Below are 16,967 nucleotides of genomic sequence, written 5' to 3'. Positions count from 1 at the left end.
TCCCGGTATTACAGATGTATCCGGTGATGAAATGGGCGCTGGTGCCCTTGTTACTGTTGTTGTGTCTGATTACCGGGTCTCTGCTGGCATTACTGTTTCAGGTAACGCCGGCACTGCTGACTCAGCTGATTACCGATCCTGAATTTCATTTTGCGGTACTGATGTCACTGGCGACCTCACTGACATCACTGGTACTGGCATTTCTGATCGCGGTACCGGCAGCCTGGGTGATGGTGCGGGGGGATTTCCCCGGCAGGCGGGTGGCGGATGCACTGTTTGATATCCCGCTGGTCACACCGCCGCTGGTGATTGGTATCGGGCTGTTACTGCTGCTGGGCAGTCAGGGGCCGCTGGCCGGGATTTTTCCGCAATTGGGGCGCTGGCTGTTTTCCCCGCTGGGTGTGATTATCGCCCAGACCTATGTCGCGTCAGCGGTGCTGTACCGTTCAGCACAGGGGGCGTTTGCTTCAGTGGATCCGGCTTATGTCCGTACTGCAATGAATCTCGGGCTGACTCCCGGAAAAACCCTGTTGCTGGCGGAAATCCCGTTATGCCTGCAGGGATTGCTGAGCGGCGGGATCCTCGCCTATTCCCGGGCGCTGGGGGAGTTCGGCGCCACACTGATGCTGGCTGGTGCCACCCGCTTTAAAACCGAAACCCTGCCCATGGCAATTTATCTGAATATTGCCAGTGGTGATTTTTCACTCGCACTCGGCTGCGCACTGATCCTGATGGCACTGGCGATTGTGCTGCTGGTCGCATTACACCGGCTGAAAAGGCAACCTTCACATGCTGCACGTTGAACATCTGAGTGCGGGGATCCTGCAGGACCTCTCGCTGACATTGCCGCGCGGACAATGTACCGCGATTTGCGGCCCTTCCGGCAGCGGAAAAACCACATTACTGAACTGTATTGCCGGTTATCTGCCGTATCAGGGCACTATCCGGCTCGGGGATGTTCCCCTGGATCCGCTGCCGGTCTGGAAACGTCCCTGCCGTTATCTTAATCAGCGGCTGTGGCTGTTTCCGTGGCTGACAGTGATGGGCAATTTGCGGCTTGCACAGTATGCCGCCGGGCTGAAGCGGGATAAATCACAGGCGATGGCACTGCTGGACAAAATGCAGGTCGCACACCTGGCGGCACGTTTTCCGCATCAGATTTCCGGAGGGGAACAGCAGCGGGTGGCACTTGCCCGCGCACTGATCTCACCGCCGGCATTGTTGCTGCTGGACGAACCGTTCTCCGGGCTGGACCGGGCGACCCGCAGACAGTTATGGCCGCAGATTAATCTGCTGAAAGAAGAAGGGATCACCACGATTCTGGTCACACATGAACCTGAAGAGGCAGAGGCACTGGCACAATACCATTTAGCAGCAGAAGGCGGAAAAATCCGGGGGACGGCAGGGGCTTGAGAGGGATAAAATCGTGACGTAATTGTGATATTTTTATTCTGCCCTCTTCAGTTAATGTAGATACCGGAGAGGGCGGTGATGGATTGTAATGAAGGGATGCTGTCTCAGGGTACACGGAGTGTATCCGGCTATAGTCACCGCTTTCTCTATTTCCCTGATTACATACTGATACTGCTCTTAATCCGCCCTTTACCGGAGTGGCGGCTGCGTACAATATGCAAAAGTATCTTCCGTAACGTAAAAATACCATCACAAAGGTCTGCCATGCTTAATATTATGCTGACATCCCTTTGGTTTTTATGGGGATTGTTACTGTATGCAGTGATAGCCGGACACGCATCGTGGCCTGTTTATTTAACGGGTATTGCCGTCGTCATCTGTGCTATTACGATTCTCCCGGAAAGGAAAAGGAAAAACGTCATGTTCGGTAAGAAAAAACAAGCAGATATCCCTGAAACGGCGCCGGTTGCGGCACCGTTGCAAAAAACCAGAGAAGAAAGAGAAGAAGAGGAACGAAAAACGGCTGAACTCAGCGCACAGGCGAATGAAATTTCCCAGTTGCTGTCCGCGCGTGGTGAAGAGAAACAACGCCCGCTGGCATCGCTTGAATCCCGCCAGCCGACGGTTATCAGCAAAGAAACCCGCATGACCGGTGATATTGAAATCAGCGGTAACCTGCAAATCTGGGGTAAAATCAAGGGACAAATCAAAGCCCGTTCCGGCTCGGTCAGCATTATGCAGTCCGGTGTGGTGGAAGGGGATATTTTTGCCGAAACCCTGCTGATTGACGGCGTGCTGACCGGCACCTGTACAACCGAGCAGGTGGAAATTCTTGAGCACGGTGAACTTAACGGCGTCTGCCGGGCCTCTAATTTCTCTATCCGCAAAGGTGGCACCTTTATCGGCCAGTCAGAGCCGTATGCCCCGGCCGGTAAAACCGCTGCAACGCCACAGACACCACCATCCCGCCCGGAGAATAATAAACCGGCAGCCGTGACTGAGCGGAAAGCGTCTGAAAAAGCAGACGCTGCGGCAGAGAAATCACCGGAATCCGCACCGGAATCCGCTCCGGAATCCCCGTCACAGAACGGTAACGGTAAAAACAAAGAGCCGCAAAAAGTCCCGTCTGTCTTTAAGCGCGTGTAACCGCGCTGTCCCCGCGTAAATCCGTTATACTCCTCCGGTATATTTTATGAATGAACCGGAGGAGTATATGCTTACCCTTGATACCCCGCGCCTGCATCTGCGTCCCTGGACGCCGGAAGATTATGCACCGTTCCGCGCACTGAATGCGGATCCGCAGGTGATGCGTTTTTTTCCGGCCTGTCTGAGTGCGGCAGAGAGTGATGCAATGGCGGATGAAATTATCCGCCGCTTTGAACGGCAGAAAGTATTCGGGTTATGGGTGGCGGAAGAAAAAAGCAGCGGGGAATTTACCGGGTTTGTTGGTCTTAATATCCCGTCCGCGCCGTTTGATTTCAGTCCGTGTACTGAAATCGGCTGGCGTCTGGCGAAACGCTTCCACGGTAAAGGCTATGCGACCGAAGCGGCAAATGCGGTGCTGCATCATGCCTTTATGACGCTGAATATGCCGGAGATTGTCGCGTTTACCGCGAAGGTGAATCTGCCTTCCGAACGGGTGATGGTAAAGGCGGGGATGCAGTATCAGCGCGAGTTTTTGCATCCGTCACTGGAACAGGGACATCCGTTACAGACACATGTGCTGTATAAGATCACACAGGCGGATTACCGCGCGCGTCAGTCCTGATTATTGCGGGGCGTGCGGCGGCGGGGAGGCAGGGGCGGCACCGGTTTTTTGTCATCAATAAGATGACGGACAGCCAGGATCGGATGATGCCACAGCATACGCGGCCCGGCCCAGCGCATAATCACTTTCATCTCTTCCCGTGGCTTTGGCTGATAACAGTGCACCGGGCACTGTTTACAGGCCGGTTTGTCTTCACCGTAACGGCATTTTTCCAGCCGTTTCACCGCATAGGCCAGCAGATCACGATAATGTTCCGGAGCATCTGCCGGTGCCGGATGGTGCTGTTCATACAGTTCCACCATACGGGTAACGGTTTTGATTTCCCGTAAAATACGTTTGCCGGTCATCGAAAACTCCTCTTTCGTGCAGTAAAGCCCATAAATTTAAATACCGTGCTAAAAATTTGCTTTCTTTTTATTTAAAAATAAAATACTGTATATGCATACAGTTTACGGAGAGCAACATCATGCGTATTGAAATTCTGTTAGATAAACGAAATGCAGTGCCTGCGCATCTTATTCAGTCCCTTGAAGTCCAGTTAAAACGCCGGATCCTGCCGTTATATCCGGATATGCAGTTCCGTATTGCGCAAAGCAGCCAGACCACAATTAATATCTCCGGCGTGAAATCCCCTGACGATAAACAGTCGCTGATGGATACCATTCAGACCATCTGGGAAGATGACAGCTGGATGGATGATGACAATACACCCTCATGATTTTCTTCCTGTTACAGGAAACGCTATCTCCCGGTTTTTGTGCCTTCAGGGGAGATAGCGGTTTTTTTACGCCATTCAGTGATTACAGATTTTCTCAGCGGATGTGCTGAACCCCTCTTCAGTACCGGTAAACTTTCCGCGTGCCGCCAGAAAACTGACCAGCGCTTTTGCATCCATATTCTCTGCCGAGCAGGTATGGAAGCGGGTATCTTCGCCGAACGTGGCATGAATAGCCGTGATAAGTGATTCTGTGGTGTAATGCTTCCCGCTTTCAATAATCATATTCATGACCTCGTGACCATGGACAGACGTTTTCTCAGACATAATAACTCCGGTCGGATAATAAAGGTGTAATTATTATGCATCTTTTGAGGTGCAATAGATTGCGTCAGGTCAGATTATGGTGCGAAAGGGAAGGAGACATAAGATAACGCCCGCGAAAAAGGGCGTTATCTGACAGGGGGAGAAACTACTGACACTCCGCTAAAATACGCTGCATCTCATCTTTAACGTGCAGTTTTTCTTTTTTCAGCCGGACGACATTGTCGTTATAGCCTGCGCCGTTCGGGCCTTCAAGCTCGGCAATTTCATTATTTAACTGATGATGCTTCAGATACAGTGCGGCAAAACGAGGATTTGAGTCTTTAAGCTGTGCTATAAGGGCTTGCTGATCAAGTGGCATAGAACCTCCTGTTTGACGGGGAATACAGCCTTTTCAGTATAACAAACACACGCCGGAATGCATGGGTCGTATCGTTATATCCGTGATCGGAATGGCATAAATGGATCGTGATTTATTGATGGGGTTGATGGTACACCGGCCGGGTTATTGGTTTAACACACTGCCTATGGTAATTTGTCTGAGATTATATGCCGGTTTGTAAGAATTTTCTGTGTTTTACGCTGGCAGTGAACTAAAGATTATTATAATGTTCTTAATAGTCAGCATGAAGATTATGAGACGATTTCATAATCAAATGGACTTATAAAACAAGGTAATTATTTGATGAAAAAATTGATCCTTCCTGTTATGGCCATGTTCGCCGCCGGCGCTTATGCTGAAGAAGCAAAAACCGCTGATATGGAGCCGCTGAAGATTGTGAAAACCGACAATGGCATGAGTGAGCTGAAACATTTCCCGCAGGCTGCGTCAGGTCAGGTTCGCCATGTGATTGCCGTAGAGCCGAAATCTGATGAAGGGCAGTACAAAATCGAGCTGGTTGTCGGTAAAAAACAGATGGTGGACTGCAACCGTCAGTGGTTCGGCGGTACGCTGACACAGAAAACCGTTGAGGGTTTCGGTTATGACTATTATGAGGCCGGCGACTTAACCGGGCCGATGTCCACCATGATGGGCTGCCTCAATAATGAAAAACATGAAGCGTTTGTCAGCGCTAACCTGGGTGACGAAGCCTTTGTCCGTTACAACAGCCGCCTGCCGGTTGTGGTGTATGCCCCGAAAGATGTGGAAGTAAAATACCGTATCTGGAGCACGGATAACCAACTGCTGGATGCACCGGCAAAATAATCCGTTACTATCTGACATATAAAACACGGCATCCGCCGTGTTTTTTTATTCGGTTCTGTCATCATTTCGTCGTACACTTAAACCCATACTGTTTACGGGCGTAATTGTCGTCTATTACTGAGGCTATTGATTATGGAATTTCAGCCATCCCGCCAGATAGCAACCGCGCTGCAATGGGTTCTGAATATTGCACTGCTGATTTTAGGTGTGCTGCTGATTGTATTTATGGGAAAGGAAACACTGACGCTGATTAATCTGCTGTTTTCCGCGCAGGAGAAAACAACCTATCTGTTATTAGACAGTATCGTGACCTATTTCCTTTATTTTGAATTTATTGCCCTGATTGTGAAGTATTTTTCGTCGGGCTACCATTTCCCGCTGCGCTATTTTATCTATATCGGCATTACGGCGATGGTGCGTTTAATTATTGTCGATCACTCAGATGCCAATGCGACATTCCTGCATACCCTGTCAATACTGGCGCTGACCGTGGCGTTATATCTGGCAAATACCGATAAGCTTAAACGCAGCTGAAATAACATGCCCCGCAGTGACGCGGGGCAGAATAAACAGACAAACGGGTTCAGCGGATAACCATCACCGATGTTTTGGCGTGACGGACAATCGTTGCTGCGGTAGAGCCGAGCAGGAATGTTGCCGCACCCGGGCGGTGAGAGCCCATCAGGATCAGGTCGGCGTTAATCTCTTTGGCATAAGAGAGAATTTCGTTTTTGGCTGATCCGATAGCCGCGTGCAGGGTGTACTGACTTTCCGGCACAGCAATTCCTTTAATAATTTCTTTCAGTGCGGCAAGCGCCAGCTCAATGCGCTCTCCGGATTCCCGCATACTGACCGGCATTGAGGCGTATTCCACCCCGAAGAACATTTCCACGTTAGGGATAACGGTGAAGAAATGGATCTTCGGATGATCAATTTTCGCCAGTGCCTCCACATGGGGCAGCATTTTGTCTGTCAGGTCATCTTCAAGAATATCAATCGGAACCAGAATCGTGTTGTACATACAGCCTCCTGTTAACTGAAATCAGTGTCAGTATGACAAAAAATGACAGCGTGTGTTGTGATCATGACGGCAGCTTATTTAATTTGTGAAATGAAAATAACTATCGTTTATTTTTATTATTAACAATAATAAAAAGGAGAGCGTGAATTAAAGAAAATAATGCTAACGCAATCAGAGAAGGCGAATGAAAGAAGACGTTTTAAAAGCGATAAGAATAATGATTCTCAGTTATAAAAATCAAATAAAATCATAAAATTGGAGACGTGAAAAAAATATTGTGACATACTGCGGATGCTGAATTAATATTCTGCGTTAACCTTATTAATTGTAATTCTTTATTTCCTGTTCAGAAAGAACGGCATTGATCCGTTTGCTGAACTATAATGATTACGATCCACAGCAAGTATTTGCTTTGTATTAACCACAAAAATAATGTGGAATTAAATTATGTCTAATATACCTGCACAGGCGGATGAAACCGCTGAAAACAGCGCGGATATCAGCCGTGAGATAAAATTCGCGGCCGCGAAAAAAAGCACCTGGGTCAGTGTCTGGGTGAATACCCTGTTGTCTGCATGGCAGATAGTGGCGGGGATTTTCTCGCATTCACAGGGTCTGATTGCTGACGGGGTTCATACATTGTCTGACCTTATCGCTGATTTTGTGGTGCTGATTGCTAACCGCGGCAGCCGTAAAGCGCCGGATGAGGAACACCCTTACGGCCATTTCCGTTACGAGAATGTGGCATCGCTGGTGCTGGGCGTGCTGTTGCTGGTGGTCAGCGGCGGGATGCTGTGGACCGCCGGTTCACGGATTATGTCACCGGAAACCATTCCCGAAGTACACTCGCTGGCGCTGTATGTCGCGCTGCTGGCACTGCTGGCGAAAGAGGGCCTGTTCCGCTATATGCTGCATGTGGCGCGCAAAGTAAAATCCAATATGCTGGAAGCCAATGCCTGGCATGCCCGTTCGGATGCGGCATCATCACTGGTGGTGGCCATCGGTATCACCGGCAGTCTGCTGGGGTACAAAATTCTGGATCCGATCGCCGCGCTGGTGGTCGGGTTGTTTATTCTGCGCATGGGGGTGAAATTTACCCTGCAGTCCCTCCAGGATTTAATGGATCGCGGTGCGGATGAAGAAACCGTTGCCAGAATCACGCAGTCTGTGATGGAAACCCCGGGAGTGGAAGGGGTGCATGATCTGAAAACCCGTAAGTCCGGCGATTATCTGCTGGTGGATGTCCATATTGAAATTGATGAAAACCTGACGGTCAAAGAAGGCCATGATATCGCCATTGCAGCGGAAATGAATATCCGCCGTGACCCGCAGGTGCTGAGTGTGATGACGCATATTGATCCTGCCCAGTCCGTCCGTGCCGGGCTGACAACCTGATTATTATCTCTGATGGTGTGACTGTTACGGATCTTTATCCGTAATAGTTTCCGGTCTTTTTATAAAGAACTGCGGGAAAGGCGGATAAACCGGCCCTGTTTATCCCGGTGCAGGGAATAGAGTGCTTTTTTATCCCGCGCGGATAACCAGATTTCATCCTGTCCCTGATCCTGCGTCCGGTAAAGATAATAACCGGCATTATTCAGGTAATTTTTCAGTGGGGTACAATCCCGTGCATCATGAAAAACCACACTGCTCATCTCAGAAATTGTCCCTGCTGTCGGGATATATTCAAACTGATAGTTTTCCGAGATCCGCGGGGCATTGCGTATCCCGCTGTCCGTGTACATATAGTAACGGTAAATATCGGATTCATGATAAATAATGCGTCCTGTTTCATGAAAAAACAGAAATAAGCCAAACAGCAAAACAGGAATACAAAGAAGTGATAATCTGATTTTTTTCATGCGCTGACCTTCAATACGTTGTCTGTATTTTTCCTGAATATCCGTATTCCGGAATAGTGTGCTACAGATCAAACGATATCAGCGAACGATGCTATCGTATTTATCTGATAATTATGGAAATTAATAATTATCTGAAAGGGTTGGAAATAGCAGGAACAGCAGATTATCCGGCAAAAATAATCTGCTGTGTGCGGTCGGGATAATTACTGTTGCAGCGCCTGCGGATTGACGCAATTCTGACTGACATTCCCCTTCAGGGCGCGGAGAACATTATCAGCAGCACAGGCCGCCATGGCATAGCGGGTTTCATGGGTGGCGGAGCCGATATGCGGCATCAGCACGACATTATCCAGCGACAGCAGCGGTGAATCCGGCGGCAGCGGTTCCTGTTCAAAAACATCCAGACCGGCGGCGAGGATCGTTTTCTCTTTCAGCGCCTGTGCCAGTGCGACTTCGTCGATCACGGCACCGCGCCCGATATTGACCAGAATGGCACTGCGTTTCATTTTCTCAAACTGTTCGCGACCGAATAAATGGCGGGTTTCCGCTGTCAGCGGCAGCGTGATGCAGACAAAATCCGATTCTGCCAGCAGGGCATCGAGCGAACGGTACTCCGCCTGATACGCTTTTTCGGTTTTTTCATGGCGGGAGCGGGCGTTATAGAGCACTTTCATGCCAAATCCGCAGTGCGCCCGGCGCGCCAGTGCATCACCGATGCGGCCCATCCCGGCGATCCCCATCGTTTTATGGTGGACGTCACAGCCGTACCAGTCCGGCGTGATACTTTCTCTCCACTCGCCGCGTTTCACCCGTTCAGAGCTGATAATCATTTTTCGTGCCGTTGCCAGCACCAGCGCCATGGTGGCATCGGCAACGGTTTCGGTCAGCACATCCGGGGTATGCATCAGCACCACATTCCGCGCACTGAGGGCAGAGACATCAAAATTGTCATAACCGACGGTGATGGTGGACGCCACCCGCAATTTAGGCGCCATTGCCAGAAAACGGGCATCAATTTTCCCGCCGGAGCCGAGGATAGCATCCGCTCCGGCCAGCAGCGGTTTCACTGACGGGTCAATGTCCGGATCAATTTCCGGCACGCGCTGAACATTGCATTCAGCGGACAGGCGGGTGAGGATGTCGTCAGGAATATCGCGGTAAACAAGAACGGATGGTTTCATCATGACCTCTCTGAGTGAAAAACTCACAAAATAATCTCTCTTTGATAGTATGATCATTATCACTATATTAACAATAAATCTGACACTGCATCCGAAAGGCGTTATCCCATGATAAAAATGCAAAAAAGCCACTGGCTGTCCGGCTTTCAGTGGTATTTCTTTATTTTCTGCAATACGGTGCTGATCCCACCGACACTGCAATCTGCGTTTCATCTTTCTGACGCCGCCACGCTGACCATCACACAATACAGTTTTATTGCCACCGCGCTCGGCAGCCTGGTGCAGGTGTTTACCGGTCACCAGCGTGCGATTATGGAAGGGCCGACCGGCCTGTGGTGGGCCACCATTCTGGGGATCGCCGTGGCGGAAGCCTCTTTCGGCACCTCTGCGGGCGTGACCGGCGCAAACCTTGCTATCGGGATTGCCTGTGCGGGACTTATCACGCTGGTGATTGGTTTTACCGGCGCAGGAGCCCGTATCGCCCGGATTTTTAATCCGGCGGTGATGGCGGTGTTTATGTTTATGATAGGCGCGCAGCTGGTCTCTATTTTCCTGAAGGGGATGCTGGGACTGCCGTTCGGTATTATGCCGCCGGATGCCACCGTGAATTACCCGGTCTTTTTCCTCGCGCTGGCAACGCTGATCCTGGTGCTGGGCGTGATTGTGTATGCCCCGGTATCGGTGGCCAAATATGCGCTGCTGATTGGCGTGTTACTGGGATGGGGAGCTTACGTACTGCTGTTTTCCCCGCCGGGACGGGACGTGGCATCCGCATCATGGGAATTTCTGCCGCTCGGCAGCACTGACGGGTTTGAATTCCGCTGGGGCGTGATTATCACCTGTATCCTGACCGGGTTGCTGAATATCAGTAATACCTTCGGCGCTATCCGTTCGACGGATGTGTTTTACATGGATAAACTGCAGGAAAACAGTGTCCTGTTCCGGCGCAGCTTTATTGTCACCGGCTCGGTGACGCTGCTGACCGCGCCGCTGGCCGTGGTGCCGTTTGCGCCGTTTGTCTCCTCAGTGGGGTTAATCACCCAGACCAATGACAGCAGCCGGACATCCCTGGTGGTCGGCAGTGTGCTGTTTCTGCTGATGGGACTTATTCCACCGGTCACACTTTTCTTCAGCGGGTTGCCGCTCGCCATCGGCAGTGCGGTGATGCTGGCGACCTATCTGCCGCTGATGTTTTCCTCACTGGCGTTTGTGGATAAAATTTCCCTTAATGCGCGCAATATTTACCGGCTGGCAATTCCGTTGTTTGTGGGTATTTTTCTGATCAATCCGCCAGCGGTGTTTATCAGCGACCTGCCGGTGCTGCTGCGTCCGATGCTGGGGAACGGCATGCTGGTAGCAATTTTACTGGCGGTATTATCAGAAAGTCTGGTGCGCTGGGATAAGGTTAAGTAGGGTAATTCTGCGGCATTTTTCCGGATGCGCGGGAAACTGTGATAGACTTTGTGTCTGTTCCGGCTCCGGAAAATGCACTGACAAAAGGATATTTATGACGCACAAACTCTGGCTGGCAACCGCACTGCTCCCGATTTTGCTCAGCGGTTGTGCCGCGCCTCTGCCACCGGCGCAGACGCAGGAAAACTGCCCGGATTTCACCGGTGTTTATCAGTTGCCGCTGCAGGGAGAATCACAGAGTATTGCCCTGACGCTGCTGGATAAATCCACCAATCAGTATGGTGTGGGCGTGAAGGACAAAAACGGTGTTGATCATTTCACCTCACGTCCGTATCAGGGCGATATGGTGCGGATGGATAAAAAAGAGATGAACGGCCAGCTGGCATGCAGTGTGATGATCGACCAGGTGGGGTTGATTAAGCAGGTTGAAAAGGGCGGCCCGATGCCGGGCTTCCCGGGGATTGCCCGCAACGACGATATTAAAATGGCCACCGGCTATGCGCTGTTTATTTTCAGTCCGCAGGGGATTGATTTTATTAACCTGATTAAAACATCAGATGTGGTACCGGCGGAGTTGCAGCCACCGCGCTTTTGAGTGTACACGCGTCATCCTTCCGTCCATAGCTGTGTTGGCCGCAACGGGCCTTGCAGCCCCGTGTTGATAACGAAAGAGGTGGATTGTGATGCTGGTGATTCCGGCGATAACCGGTAAAAATGAAAAGTCGCTGTGAATACATCCCTGTAAGCTCAGGCTCGCCATCCATGGCTCGCATGCTTTTCATTTTTTTACCGGTCATCACCTGTGTTACATAAGGTCATAATGCAAAAAGCCACCGTTTTCGGTGGCTTTTCCGTATCTGCAGGCTAATCAGATATTCTCAACGGATCCGTCGCCGCGTGCCAGTGCGGTTTGCGCGGTCGGGGCATCAGCGACTTTACGCTCTTCTGCTGTCAGGGTTTTCTCATAACGGCTGTATTTCCACCAGGCGTAGCCCAGGAAAATCAGGATCCCGCTGACGTTATAGAACAGAATGGTTGCAATGTTGGCACCGGTCGGGAAAGTGGAGGCCAGGAAGCCGATAGTGAAAATCACAATCAGCAGGGAAACCACCGCAATTCCTGTGGTGCGTGAACCCATGCGGAAGTCACGCGGAATATGATCCAGCCTGCGGCGCAGATTCAGGTACGCCAGCATGATAAACAGCGGCGGCAGCATAGATGCGGCGGCGGTCATATTGATGACAGTGTTCATCAGATCCTGAACGGTATCGGAACCGAGGGTCGGGATAAACATCAGCGGGATCACAATCAGGAACTGGATCCAGGCGGCACGTGCCGGTACGCCGTGTTTGTTCAGCTCGACTGTTTTGGCACCAAAGACACCTTTCGGGATCTCCGCGAAGAAGATTTTAACCGGTGCAGCGGTCCACATCAGCAGAGAGCCGAACATAGCGGTGAAAGAGACCACGCCGACAAAGCGGTTCATCAGGATCTCAGGCAGACCGAAATACGTGGATAACCCTTCAAAAACCTGCACAGAGCCGCCGGTGAATTTCAGCGCTTCACGCGGCACAAACACGTTAATCACCACCGAAGAAACAGAATAAAGCAGGCCGATGAATAACCCGGCAATAATGATCACCTTCACGAATGCTTTACTGCCGCCTTTGACGTCATTCACATACACGGCAACAGATTCCGCACCTCCGGCCGCCATAAAGATCCACGCGGTGATCCCGAGGAATGCCCAGTTAAAGTTCGGCGTCATGGCTTCCACGGTGATCGGATCAGCAGGCTGTATCCCGCCGACAAGTGCAATACCGGCCAGCGCGATATACGAGAAGGTCAGCAGCAGCATCATCGAGGAAGTGACAGAGGTCATCGGCCCCAGCAGTTTTGCCCCGTTGGTGGACACATACGTGGAGAAGGCAAACAACACGGTACTGAGCAGTGCGGTGGTGACCGGCGTGAAAATATACTCATAGCCGAGGAAGGCGTAAGAGGCATAGGCGATAACGCGCGGCAGCAGCGAGGTGAAGAAAAACAGGTTCACAAACCAGTAGGTATAGGCGGCGAGGAAAGCCCAGCGACCGCCGAGGGCGCTGCGCACCCAGGCGTAAACACCGGCTTCGGAGTTTTTATTCAGGGAGACGAACTCCGCGATAATCAGACAGAACGGAATAAAGTAGAAAATCGTGGCGATAAAGAACATCGGTGCGGAGGCCAGTCCGAGTTCGATATTATTATTAATAACATTATTAAAACTGTACACAGCGGCAAAGGTCATGGACAGCAGTCCGAACTTGCCGATGGTATTACGCGCGGATGTGGACATAGCGTTCTCCGTGGATCTCGACGCGGGCGGGTACAGAGCCCTGTTTTATCGGGTGAAGGCGGGGTGGTTCCCCGCACATTTATTTATTAACTATTTATTTATTCAGAAAATAACCGTCTTCAATGGTCACGGTAAGCACCACTTTGCGGACATCACCGGTGCAGGTGAACCGGTATGCCTCGTGATTTTCACATACCAGCACATTGCCGGTTTTGCAGAGCAGGGTTTCTCCGTTACCGCGCAGGGTTTCGCGGTCCGTTTCATCACAATAGGCATTCACCGGAGTCAGCGCGGATTTGGCGGCATACTCCACGTTTTCCTCTCCTTCCAGCCAGTAATGCACCTGAAAATAGCGGCGTTTGCCGAGGAAATCCGGCTGCGGATCTGCTTTTGTCTGAAGGCGGTATACCAGGGAATCGCCGACAGAACAGGTCACATCAGGATGAATGGACGGCAGGTTATTGATGGCCTCAATACAACGCTGCCATTTTTTGCCCTGACGGAAAAAACGCTGAAAATCCGTTAAATCAGTAAACAGGATCATGCCCGGCCTCCTGAGTGTGTTTCGCCTGAAAAATGCAGTGTTGCCAGTGTTTCCGCGCGGCAGTCGCCTTGCGTGAACGGCAGCAGTGTGAATCCGAAACGGAACGGCCGGAAATAGACGCGGTAACTGTCGAGGACTTCACTGCCCCAGGAGTTAGAACCCAGCCCGGTCAGGGCGTGATCAAGGTTCAGCGTGATATGACCGTCCGGCTGCCATTCATGCTGATGTTGTGCGCGGTGGAGTTCTTCCCCGCGGCACGGCCAGCAGCTGAAATTAATCGGCTGATCAGGACGTACAAACAGGCCGCTGCCGTGATTGTCCGTCAGTGCCAGCCAGCGGGTGTCCTGATGGTTGCCGTTGTTCTGCGGGAACGGGTAATTGACAAACAGGTCGCTGACCGGTGACTGATAGCGACCGATAAGATTGGCTTTGCAACTGTCGGCGTAGTTCTCGCCCGGCCCGCGTCCGTAGTATTCCGCGTGGTCAAAACGGGCGTCGATGCCCATATCCATGCCGATGCACGGGATCACATGCGGATAATCACCGTACGGTTCACCGCTGAGGGTTACCGCAACATGGCCGTCCGGCGCAATGGTGTAGCGGTAAGTGCAGCGCATACCGAAGTCAAACACCGGCGGGGCCACCACGGAGTTCACCGTGACAATCACATGGCCGTTTTCCTGTGTTGTTTCCATACCGCGGAAATGTTCCTGCATGATTTGCAGATGTGCCGGATGCCATAAGCCTTCATATTCTTGCTTATGGTTATCAATCATCGGTTTAAAGAAACGCATCCGTGGTGCGGCAGCGAGCAGGGATTGCCCTCGGTTTTCCCAGCGGATTAATTTACCGTCGGTTTTTGAGAAGGTGAGGGTGAAATCACAACCGCGAATATGCATTTCCAGGCGCTCGTCACAGACTGTCAGCGGCGTGGCATCATGGCGGATAAACGGCAGCATCGGTGCGGATGCCGTCGCCAGCGGGAACTGATAAACCGCGATTTCATGTCCGGCAGCACTGTAACAGGTGGCATTCAGACGGGTGACGATGATATTGACAAACATTTCGCGGCCATCAGCAGCCGGTAAGTTCAGGGCAACACAGGCGTTTTCGCGGGGAGCGAGTTCAGGAAGCGATAAAATTTCACTGTGAATAATATCGCCGTCAGCAATATATTCAGCGCGGATCTGATATTCCGCCAGCGTACTAAACCAGAAACGGTTTTCAATGGTGATTTCGCCGCTGTTCGCATCAAAATCGCGCACTTTCACTGGTGCTATGACCTGTTTGTATTCTTTCAGCCCGGCGGACGGGGTTTGATCCGGGAAAATCAGGCCATCCATGCAGAAGTTATAGTTGTTCGGGTAATCGCCGTAGTCACCGCCGTATTTATAGAACGGACGACCCTGTTCATCCTGTGCCAGAATGCCGTGGTCACACCATTCCCAGACAAAATGTCCCTGAATGGCATCATGGCGGTCAAATACGGCCTGATATTCACTCAGTCCACCCGGGCCGTTGCCCATGGCGTGGGCATATTCACAGATAATGCGCGGTTTCGGGTGCGGATATTCACCAAATTCATTCATCATCGGTACACGGGAATACATGGTGCTGATGATATCCACCACATCGGCATCACGATCTTCTTCATAGTGGATCAGGCGGGTGTCATCAATGGCTTTTGCGGCATCGTACATAGCGCGGATATTACAGCCGTAACCGGATTCATTACCGAGCGACCACATAATCACGGACGGGTGGTTTTTCTGTGCATGCACCTGGCGGCGGATGCGATCGACATACACCGGCTCCCAGGACGGATCATCGGTGATCTGACTGAGGTTACCGACGTTGGCAAAACCGTGGGTTTCGACATCGGTTTCCGCCATCACAAATAAACCGTAAACATCACACAGCTCATAAAAACGTGGATCATTCGGGTAGTGCGCAGTACGGACGGCATTGATATTGTGTTGCTTCATCAGCCGCAGATCCTGCTCCATCCGGCGGATACCGACAGCACGGCCTTTCTGTTCATCATTATCGTGACGGTTAACGCCGTGTAATTTCACATAATGATTATTGATATAAAACAGGCCATTGCGGATTTTAATATCACGGAATCCCACGCGCTGCGGGATCACACTGAGCAAATTGCCGTTACTGTCCGACAGGCGGATCAGCAGGTGATACAGATACGGATCTTCAGCACTCCAGCAGCGCGGGGAATCCATATCCGCGGTGAATGTAATGGTCTGCTCACCAGCGGTCAGAATCGTTTTCTGCGAAAAACAGACGGTGCTGGCGTCATATAAAACAGCCTCAATCTGCATCCCGGCGGCGGAGCCCGAAATTTCAGCGGATGCGGTCAGCCGGGCGCTGCGGTAATCCGTGGCAAAATCGGTACGGATAGTCAGATCACGGACATGTACCGGTGGCTGTACTATCAGATACACATCGCGGAAAATCCCCGCCATCCACCACATATCCTGGTCTTCAATATAGGTGCTGTCTGCCCACTGCATGACGCGGACCGATAACAGGTTTTCCCCGGTGCTGACAAATGCAGTGATATCAAATTCAGCGGTCAGGCGACTGCCTTTGCTGAATCCGGCGTAGTGGCCGTTTACATAGACTTCAAAATAGGTTTCAACGCCGTCAAATTTAATAATGACTTGTTGTTGTGACCCGTTTTCATCAAGTGTAAACGTGCGCTGATAGGCACCGGTCGGGTTATCCGACGGGACAAACGGTACATCAATCGGAAACGGCCAGCCCTCATCGGTATACTGAAGCTGTCCGTGGCCTTCCATCTGCCACATATTCGGGACAGTGATGGATGACCATTCTGTCATCGGCGTGTGATAAAACGCCTCCGGCACGCGCAGCGGGTGATCAAAATAGCGGAACTGCCATTGCCCGCTGAGCAGTTTAAAACCCTGACTCAGCTCACGCTGATACGTGCGTGCGGCGGCATCGTTATCATAGGCAAAGAAATAGGCACGCGGCGGCAGGCGGTTTTCATGCAGCAGGGTGTAGTTTTCCCAGTTATTCACAGAAGCTCCTTCTTTATAGTCAGCAATCACTGCGGCTATCGGATGAGATCAATCATTAACGGGATATTAGTAAAGGTTTTACTAAAAACTACAAGGTAAAACTAAGATATTTAACCTGATCACAT

Annotated in this window: 19 protein-coding genes; 10 read left to right on the top strand and 9 right to left on the bottom strand. The window is 51.2% G+C overall.

Going from position 1 to position 16,967, the window contains the following annotated elements; all coding sequences use genetic code 11:
* Positions 1–14 precede the first annotated feature (14 nt).
* The 4 genes from ACF8OF_RS17695 to ACF8OF_RS17680 all read left to right on the top strand — a co-directional run bounded on the left by ACF8OF_RS17695 (position 15) and on the right by ACF8OF_RS17680 (position 3,181).
* Entirely contained in the window at positions 15–803 is a 789-nt protein-coding gene (locus ACF8OF_RS17695) for an ABC transporter permease (RefSeq protein WP_029990853.1), read from the top strand.
* Positions 790–1,413: an ABC transporter ATP-binding protein gene (locus ACF8OF_RS17690; RefSeq protein WP_025152846.1), complete on the top strand. Its 624-nt coding sequence runs from the start codon at positions 790–792 to the stop codon at positions 1,411–1,413. The genes ACF8OF_RS17695 and ACF8OF_RS17690 overlap by 14 nt, the downstream gene beginning before the upstream one ends.
* A 420-nt stretch (positions 1,414–1,833) precedes the next feature.
* A complete protein-coding gene (locus ACF8OF_RS17685) occupies positions 1,834–2,559 on the top strand; it encodes a polymer-forming cytoskeletal protein (protein WP_262862236.1) in 726 nt (241 codons plus the stop codon).
* A 67-nt stretch (positions 2,560–2,626) separates the two neighbouring features.
* A complete protein-coding gene (locus tag ACF8OF_RS17680) occupies positions 2,627–3,181 on the top strand; it encodes a GNAT family N-acetyltransferase (RefSeq protein ID WP_262868227.1) in 555 nt (184 codons plus the stop codon).
* Here ACF8OF_RS17680 and ACF8OF_RS17675 read toward each other — a convergent pair.
* Positions 3,172–3,528: a nitrous oxide-stimulated promoter family protein gene (locus ACF8OF_RS17675; protein WP_262883423.1), complete on the bottom strand. Its 357-nt coding sequence runs from the start codon at positions 3,526–3,528 to the stop codon at positions 3,172–3,174. The two genes, ACF8OF_RS17680 and ACF8OF_RS17675, sit on opposite strands and share 10 nt — an antisense overlap.
* A 119-nt stretch (positions 3,529–3,647) precedes the next feature.
* Between ACF8OF_RS17675 and ACF8OF_RS17670 the strand changes: the two genes are divergently transcribed.
* Positions 3,648–3,899, top strand: a complete 252-nt coding sequence (locus ACF8OF_RS17670; protein ID WP_025152850.1) for a DinI family protein — start codon at positions 3,648–3,650, stop codon at positions 3,897–3,899.
* A gap of 75 nt (positions 3,900–3,974) precedes the next feature.
* Here ACF8OF_RS17670 and ACF8OF_RS17665 read toward each other — a convergent pair whose 3' ends face one another.
* Both ACF8OF_RS17665 and ACF8OF_RS17660 read right to left on the bottom strand, forming a co-directional pair.
* The gene (locus ACF8OF_RS17665) at positions 3,975–4,223 is read right to left on the bottom strand and encodes a YecH family metal-binding protein (protein WP_392497281.1); all 249 of its coding nucleotides are present in this window, start codon (positions 4,221–4,223) and stop codon (positions 3,975–3,977) included.
* Between the two features lie 145 nt (positions 4,224–4,368).
* Positions 4,369–4,581 carry a DUF465 domain-containing protein gene (locus ACF8OF_RS17660; RefSeq protein ID WP_024474907.1) on the bottom strand — a complete coding sequence of 71 codons (213 nt, stop codon included), beginning with the start codon at positions 4,579–4,581 and terminating at the stop codon, positions 4,369–4,371.
* 324 nt (positions 4,582–4,905) lie between these two features.
* Between ACF8OF_RS17660 and eco the strand changes: the two genes are divergently transcribed.
* Together eco and psiE are read left to right on the top strand one after the other, a co-directional pair.
* On the top strand, positions 4,906–5,427 hold the full coding sequence (gene eco, locus ACF8OF_RS17655; protein WP_392497280.1) for a serine protease inhibitor ecotin: 522 nt from the start codon (positions 4,906–4,908) through the stop codon (positions 5,425–5,427).
* A gap of 132 nt (positions 5,428–5,559) precedes the next feature.
* Entirely contained in the window at positions 5,560–5,961 is a 402-nt protein-coding gene (gene psiE / locus ACF8OF_RS17650) for a phosphate-starvation-inducible protein PsiE (protein WP_123568420.1), read from the top strand.
* Between the two features lie 49 nt (positions 5,962–6,010).
* Here psiE and ACF8OF_RS17645 read toward each other — a convergent pair whose 3' ends face one another.
* A complete protein-coding gene (locus tag ACF8OF_RS17645) occupies positions 6,011–6,448 on the bottom strand; it encodes a universal stress protein (protein ID WP_045138057.1) in 438 nt (145 codons plus the stop codon).
* Between the two features lie 447 nt (positions 6,449–6,895).
* On the opposite strand from ACF8OF_RS17645, the gene ACF8OF_RS17640 reads away from it, so the two are divergent.
* Entirely contained in the window at positions 6,896–7,843 is a 948-nt protein-coding gene (locus ACF8OF_RS17640) for a cation diffusion facilitator family transporter (RefSeq protein WP_262861272.1), read from the top strand.
* A 59-nt stretch (positions 7,844–7,902) separates the two neighbouring features.
* Here ACF8OF_RS17640 and ACF8OF_RS17635 read toward each other — a convergent pair whose 3' ends face one another.
* Positions 7,903–8,310, bottom strand: coding sequence for a hypothetical protein (locus ACF8OF_RS17635; protein WP_262861274.1), 408 nt, complete (start codon positions 8,308–8,310; stop codon positions 7,903–7,905).
* Between the two features lie 203 nt (positions 8,311–8,513).
* Positions 8,514–9,491, bottom strand: coding sequence for a glyoxylate/hydroxypyruvate reductase GhrB (gene ghrB, locus ACF8OF_RS17630; protein ID WP_392497369.1), 978 nt, complete (start codon positions 9,489–9,491; stop codon positions 8,514–8,516).
* Positions 9,492–9,599: 108 nt separating this feature from the next.
* Between ghrB and ACF8OF_RS17625 the strand changes: the two genes are divergently transcribed.
* Both ACF8OF_RS17625 and ACF8OF_RS17620 read left to right on the top strand, forming a co-directional pair.
* Positions 9,600–10,904, top strand: coding sequence for a uracil/xanthine transporter (locus tag ACF8OF_RS17625; RefSeq protein ID WP_262861275.1), 1,305 nt, complete (start codon positions 9,600–9,602; stop codon positions 10,902–10,904).
* Between the two features lie 94 nt (positions 10,905–10,998).
* On the top strand, positions 10,999–11,499 hold the full coding sequence (locus ACF8OF_RS17620) for a hypothetical protein (protein WP_392497279.1): 501 nt from the start codon (positions 10,999–11,001) through the stop codon (positions 11,497–11,499).
* 273 nt (positions 11,500–11,772) lie between these two features.
* On the opposite strand, the gene ACF8OF_RS17615 is transcribed toward ACF8OF_RS17620, so the two are convergent.
* From ACF8OF_RS17615 to ebgA, 3 genes are all read right to left on the bottom strand, one after another.
* Complete coding sequence (locus tag ACF8OF_RS17615; protein ID WP_392497278.1) at positions 11,773–13,239, bottom strand: amino acid permease; 1,467 nt, start codon at positions 13,237–13,239, stop codon at positions 11,773–11,775.
* Between the two features lie 94 nt (positions 13,240–13,333).
* Positions 13,334–13,783, bottom strand: coding sequence for a beta-galactosidase subunit beta (locus tag ACF8OF_RS17610; protein ID WP_392497277.1), 450 nt, complete (start codon positions 13,781–13,783; stop codon positions 13,334–13,336).
* Positions 13,780–16,842 carry a beta-galactosidase subunit alpha gene (gene ebgA / locus ACF8OF_RS17605; RefSeq protein ID WP_392497276.1) on the bottom strand — a complete coding sequence of 1,021 codons (3,063 nt, stop codon included), beginning with the start codon at positions 16,840–16,842 and terminating at the stop codon, positions 13,780–13,782. Before ebgA ends, ACF8OF_RS17610 begins: the two co-directional genes overlap by 4 nt.
* Positions 16,843–16,967: the final 125 nt, after the last annotated feature.

It is taken from the genome of Morganella sp. TYF_1 (genome assembly GCF_043105645.1).
Lineage (GTDB): Bacteria > Pseudomonadota > Gammaproteobacteria > Enterobacterales > Enterobacteriaceae > Morganella > Morganella morganii_B.
Note: the sequence above shows the minus strand (reverse complement) of the source record. Positions and strands in the feature narration are given on the sequence as shown.

Bases quoted from the DNA above. Each gene is read 5' to 3' on its own strand.
- ACF8OF_RS17695 (WP_029990853.1), top strand. From the start codon at position 15: ATGTATCCGGTGATGAAATGGGCGCTGGTGCCCTTGTTACTGTTGTTG.
- ACF8OF_RS17690 (WP_025152846.1), top strand. From the start codon at position 790: ATGCTGCACGTTGAACATCTGAGTGCGGGGATCCTGCAGGACCTCTCG.
- ACF8OF_RS17685 (WP_262862236.1), top strand. From the start codon at position 1,834: ATGTTCGGTAAGAAAAAACAAGCAGATATCCCTGAAACGGCGCCGGTT.
- ACF8OF_RS17680 (WP_262868227.1), top strand. From the start codon at position 2,627: ATGCTTACCCTTGATACCCCGCGCCTGCATCTGCGTCCCTGGACGCCG.
- ACF8OF_RS17675 (WP_262883423.1), bottom strand. From the start codon at position 3,528: ATGACCGGCAAACGTATTTTACGGGAAATCAAAACCGTTACCCGTATG.
- ACF8OF_RS17670 (WP_025152850.1), top strand. From the start codon at position 3,648: ATGCGTATTGAAATTCTGTTAGATAAACGAAATGCAGTGCCTGCGCAT.
- ACF8OF_RS17665 (WP_392497281.1), bottom strand. From the start codon at position 4,223: ATGTCTGAGAAAACGTCTGTCCATGGTCACGAGGTCATGAATATGATT.
- ACF8OF_RS17660 (WP_024474907.1), bottom strand. From the start codon at position 4,581: ATGCCACTTGATCAGCAAGCCCTTATAGCACAGCTTAAAGACTCAAAT.
- eco (WP_392497280.1), top strand. From the start codon at position 4,906: ATGAAAAAATTGATCCTTCCTGTTATGGCCATGTTCGCCGCCGGCGCT.
- psiE (WP_123568420.1), top strand. From the start codon at position 5,560: ATGGAATTTCAGCCATCCCGCCAGATAGCAACCGCGCTGCAATGGGTT.
- ACF8OF_RS17645 (WP_045138057.1), bottom strand. From the start codon at position 6,448: ATGTACAACACGATTCTGGTTCCGATTGATATTCTTGAAGATGACCTG.
- ACF8OF_RS17640 (WP_262861272.1), top strand. From the start codon at position 6,896: ATGTCTAATATACCTGCACAGGCGGATGAAACCGCTGAAAACAGCGCG.
- ACF8OF_RS17635 (WP_262861274.1), bottom strand. From the start codon at position 8,310: ATGAAAAAAATCAGATTATCACTTCTTTGTATTCCTGTTTTGCTGTTT.
- ghrB (WP_392497369.1), bottom strand. From the start codon at position 9,491: ATGAAACCATCCGTTCTTGTTTACCGCGATATTCCTGACGACATCCTC.
- ACF8OF_RS17625 (WP_262861275.1), top strand. From the start codon at position 9,600: ATGATAAAAATGCAAAAAAGCCACTGGCTGTCCGGCTTTCAGTGGTAT.
- ACF8OF_RS17620 (WP_392497279.1), top strand. From the start codon at position 10,999: ATGACGCACAAACTCTGGCTGGCAACCGCACTGCTCCCGATTTTGCTC.
- ACF8OF_RS17615 (WP_392497278.1), bottom strand. From the start codon at position 13,239: ATGTCCACATCCGCGCGTAATACCATCGGCAAGTTCGGACTGCTGTCC.
- ACF8OF_RS17610 (WP_392497277.1), bottom strand. From the start codon at position 13,783: ATGATCCTGTTTACTGATTTAACGGATTTTCAGCGTTTTTTCCGTCAG.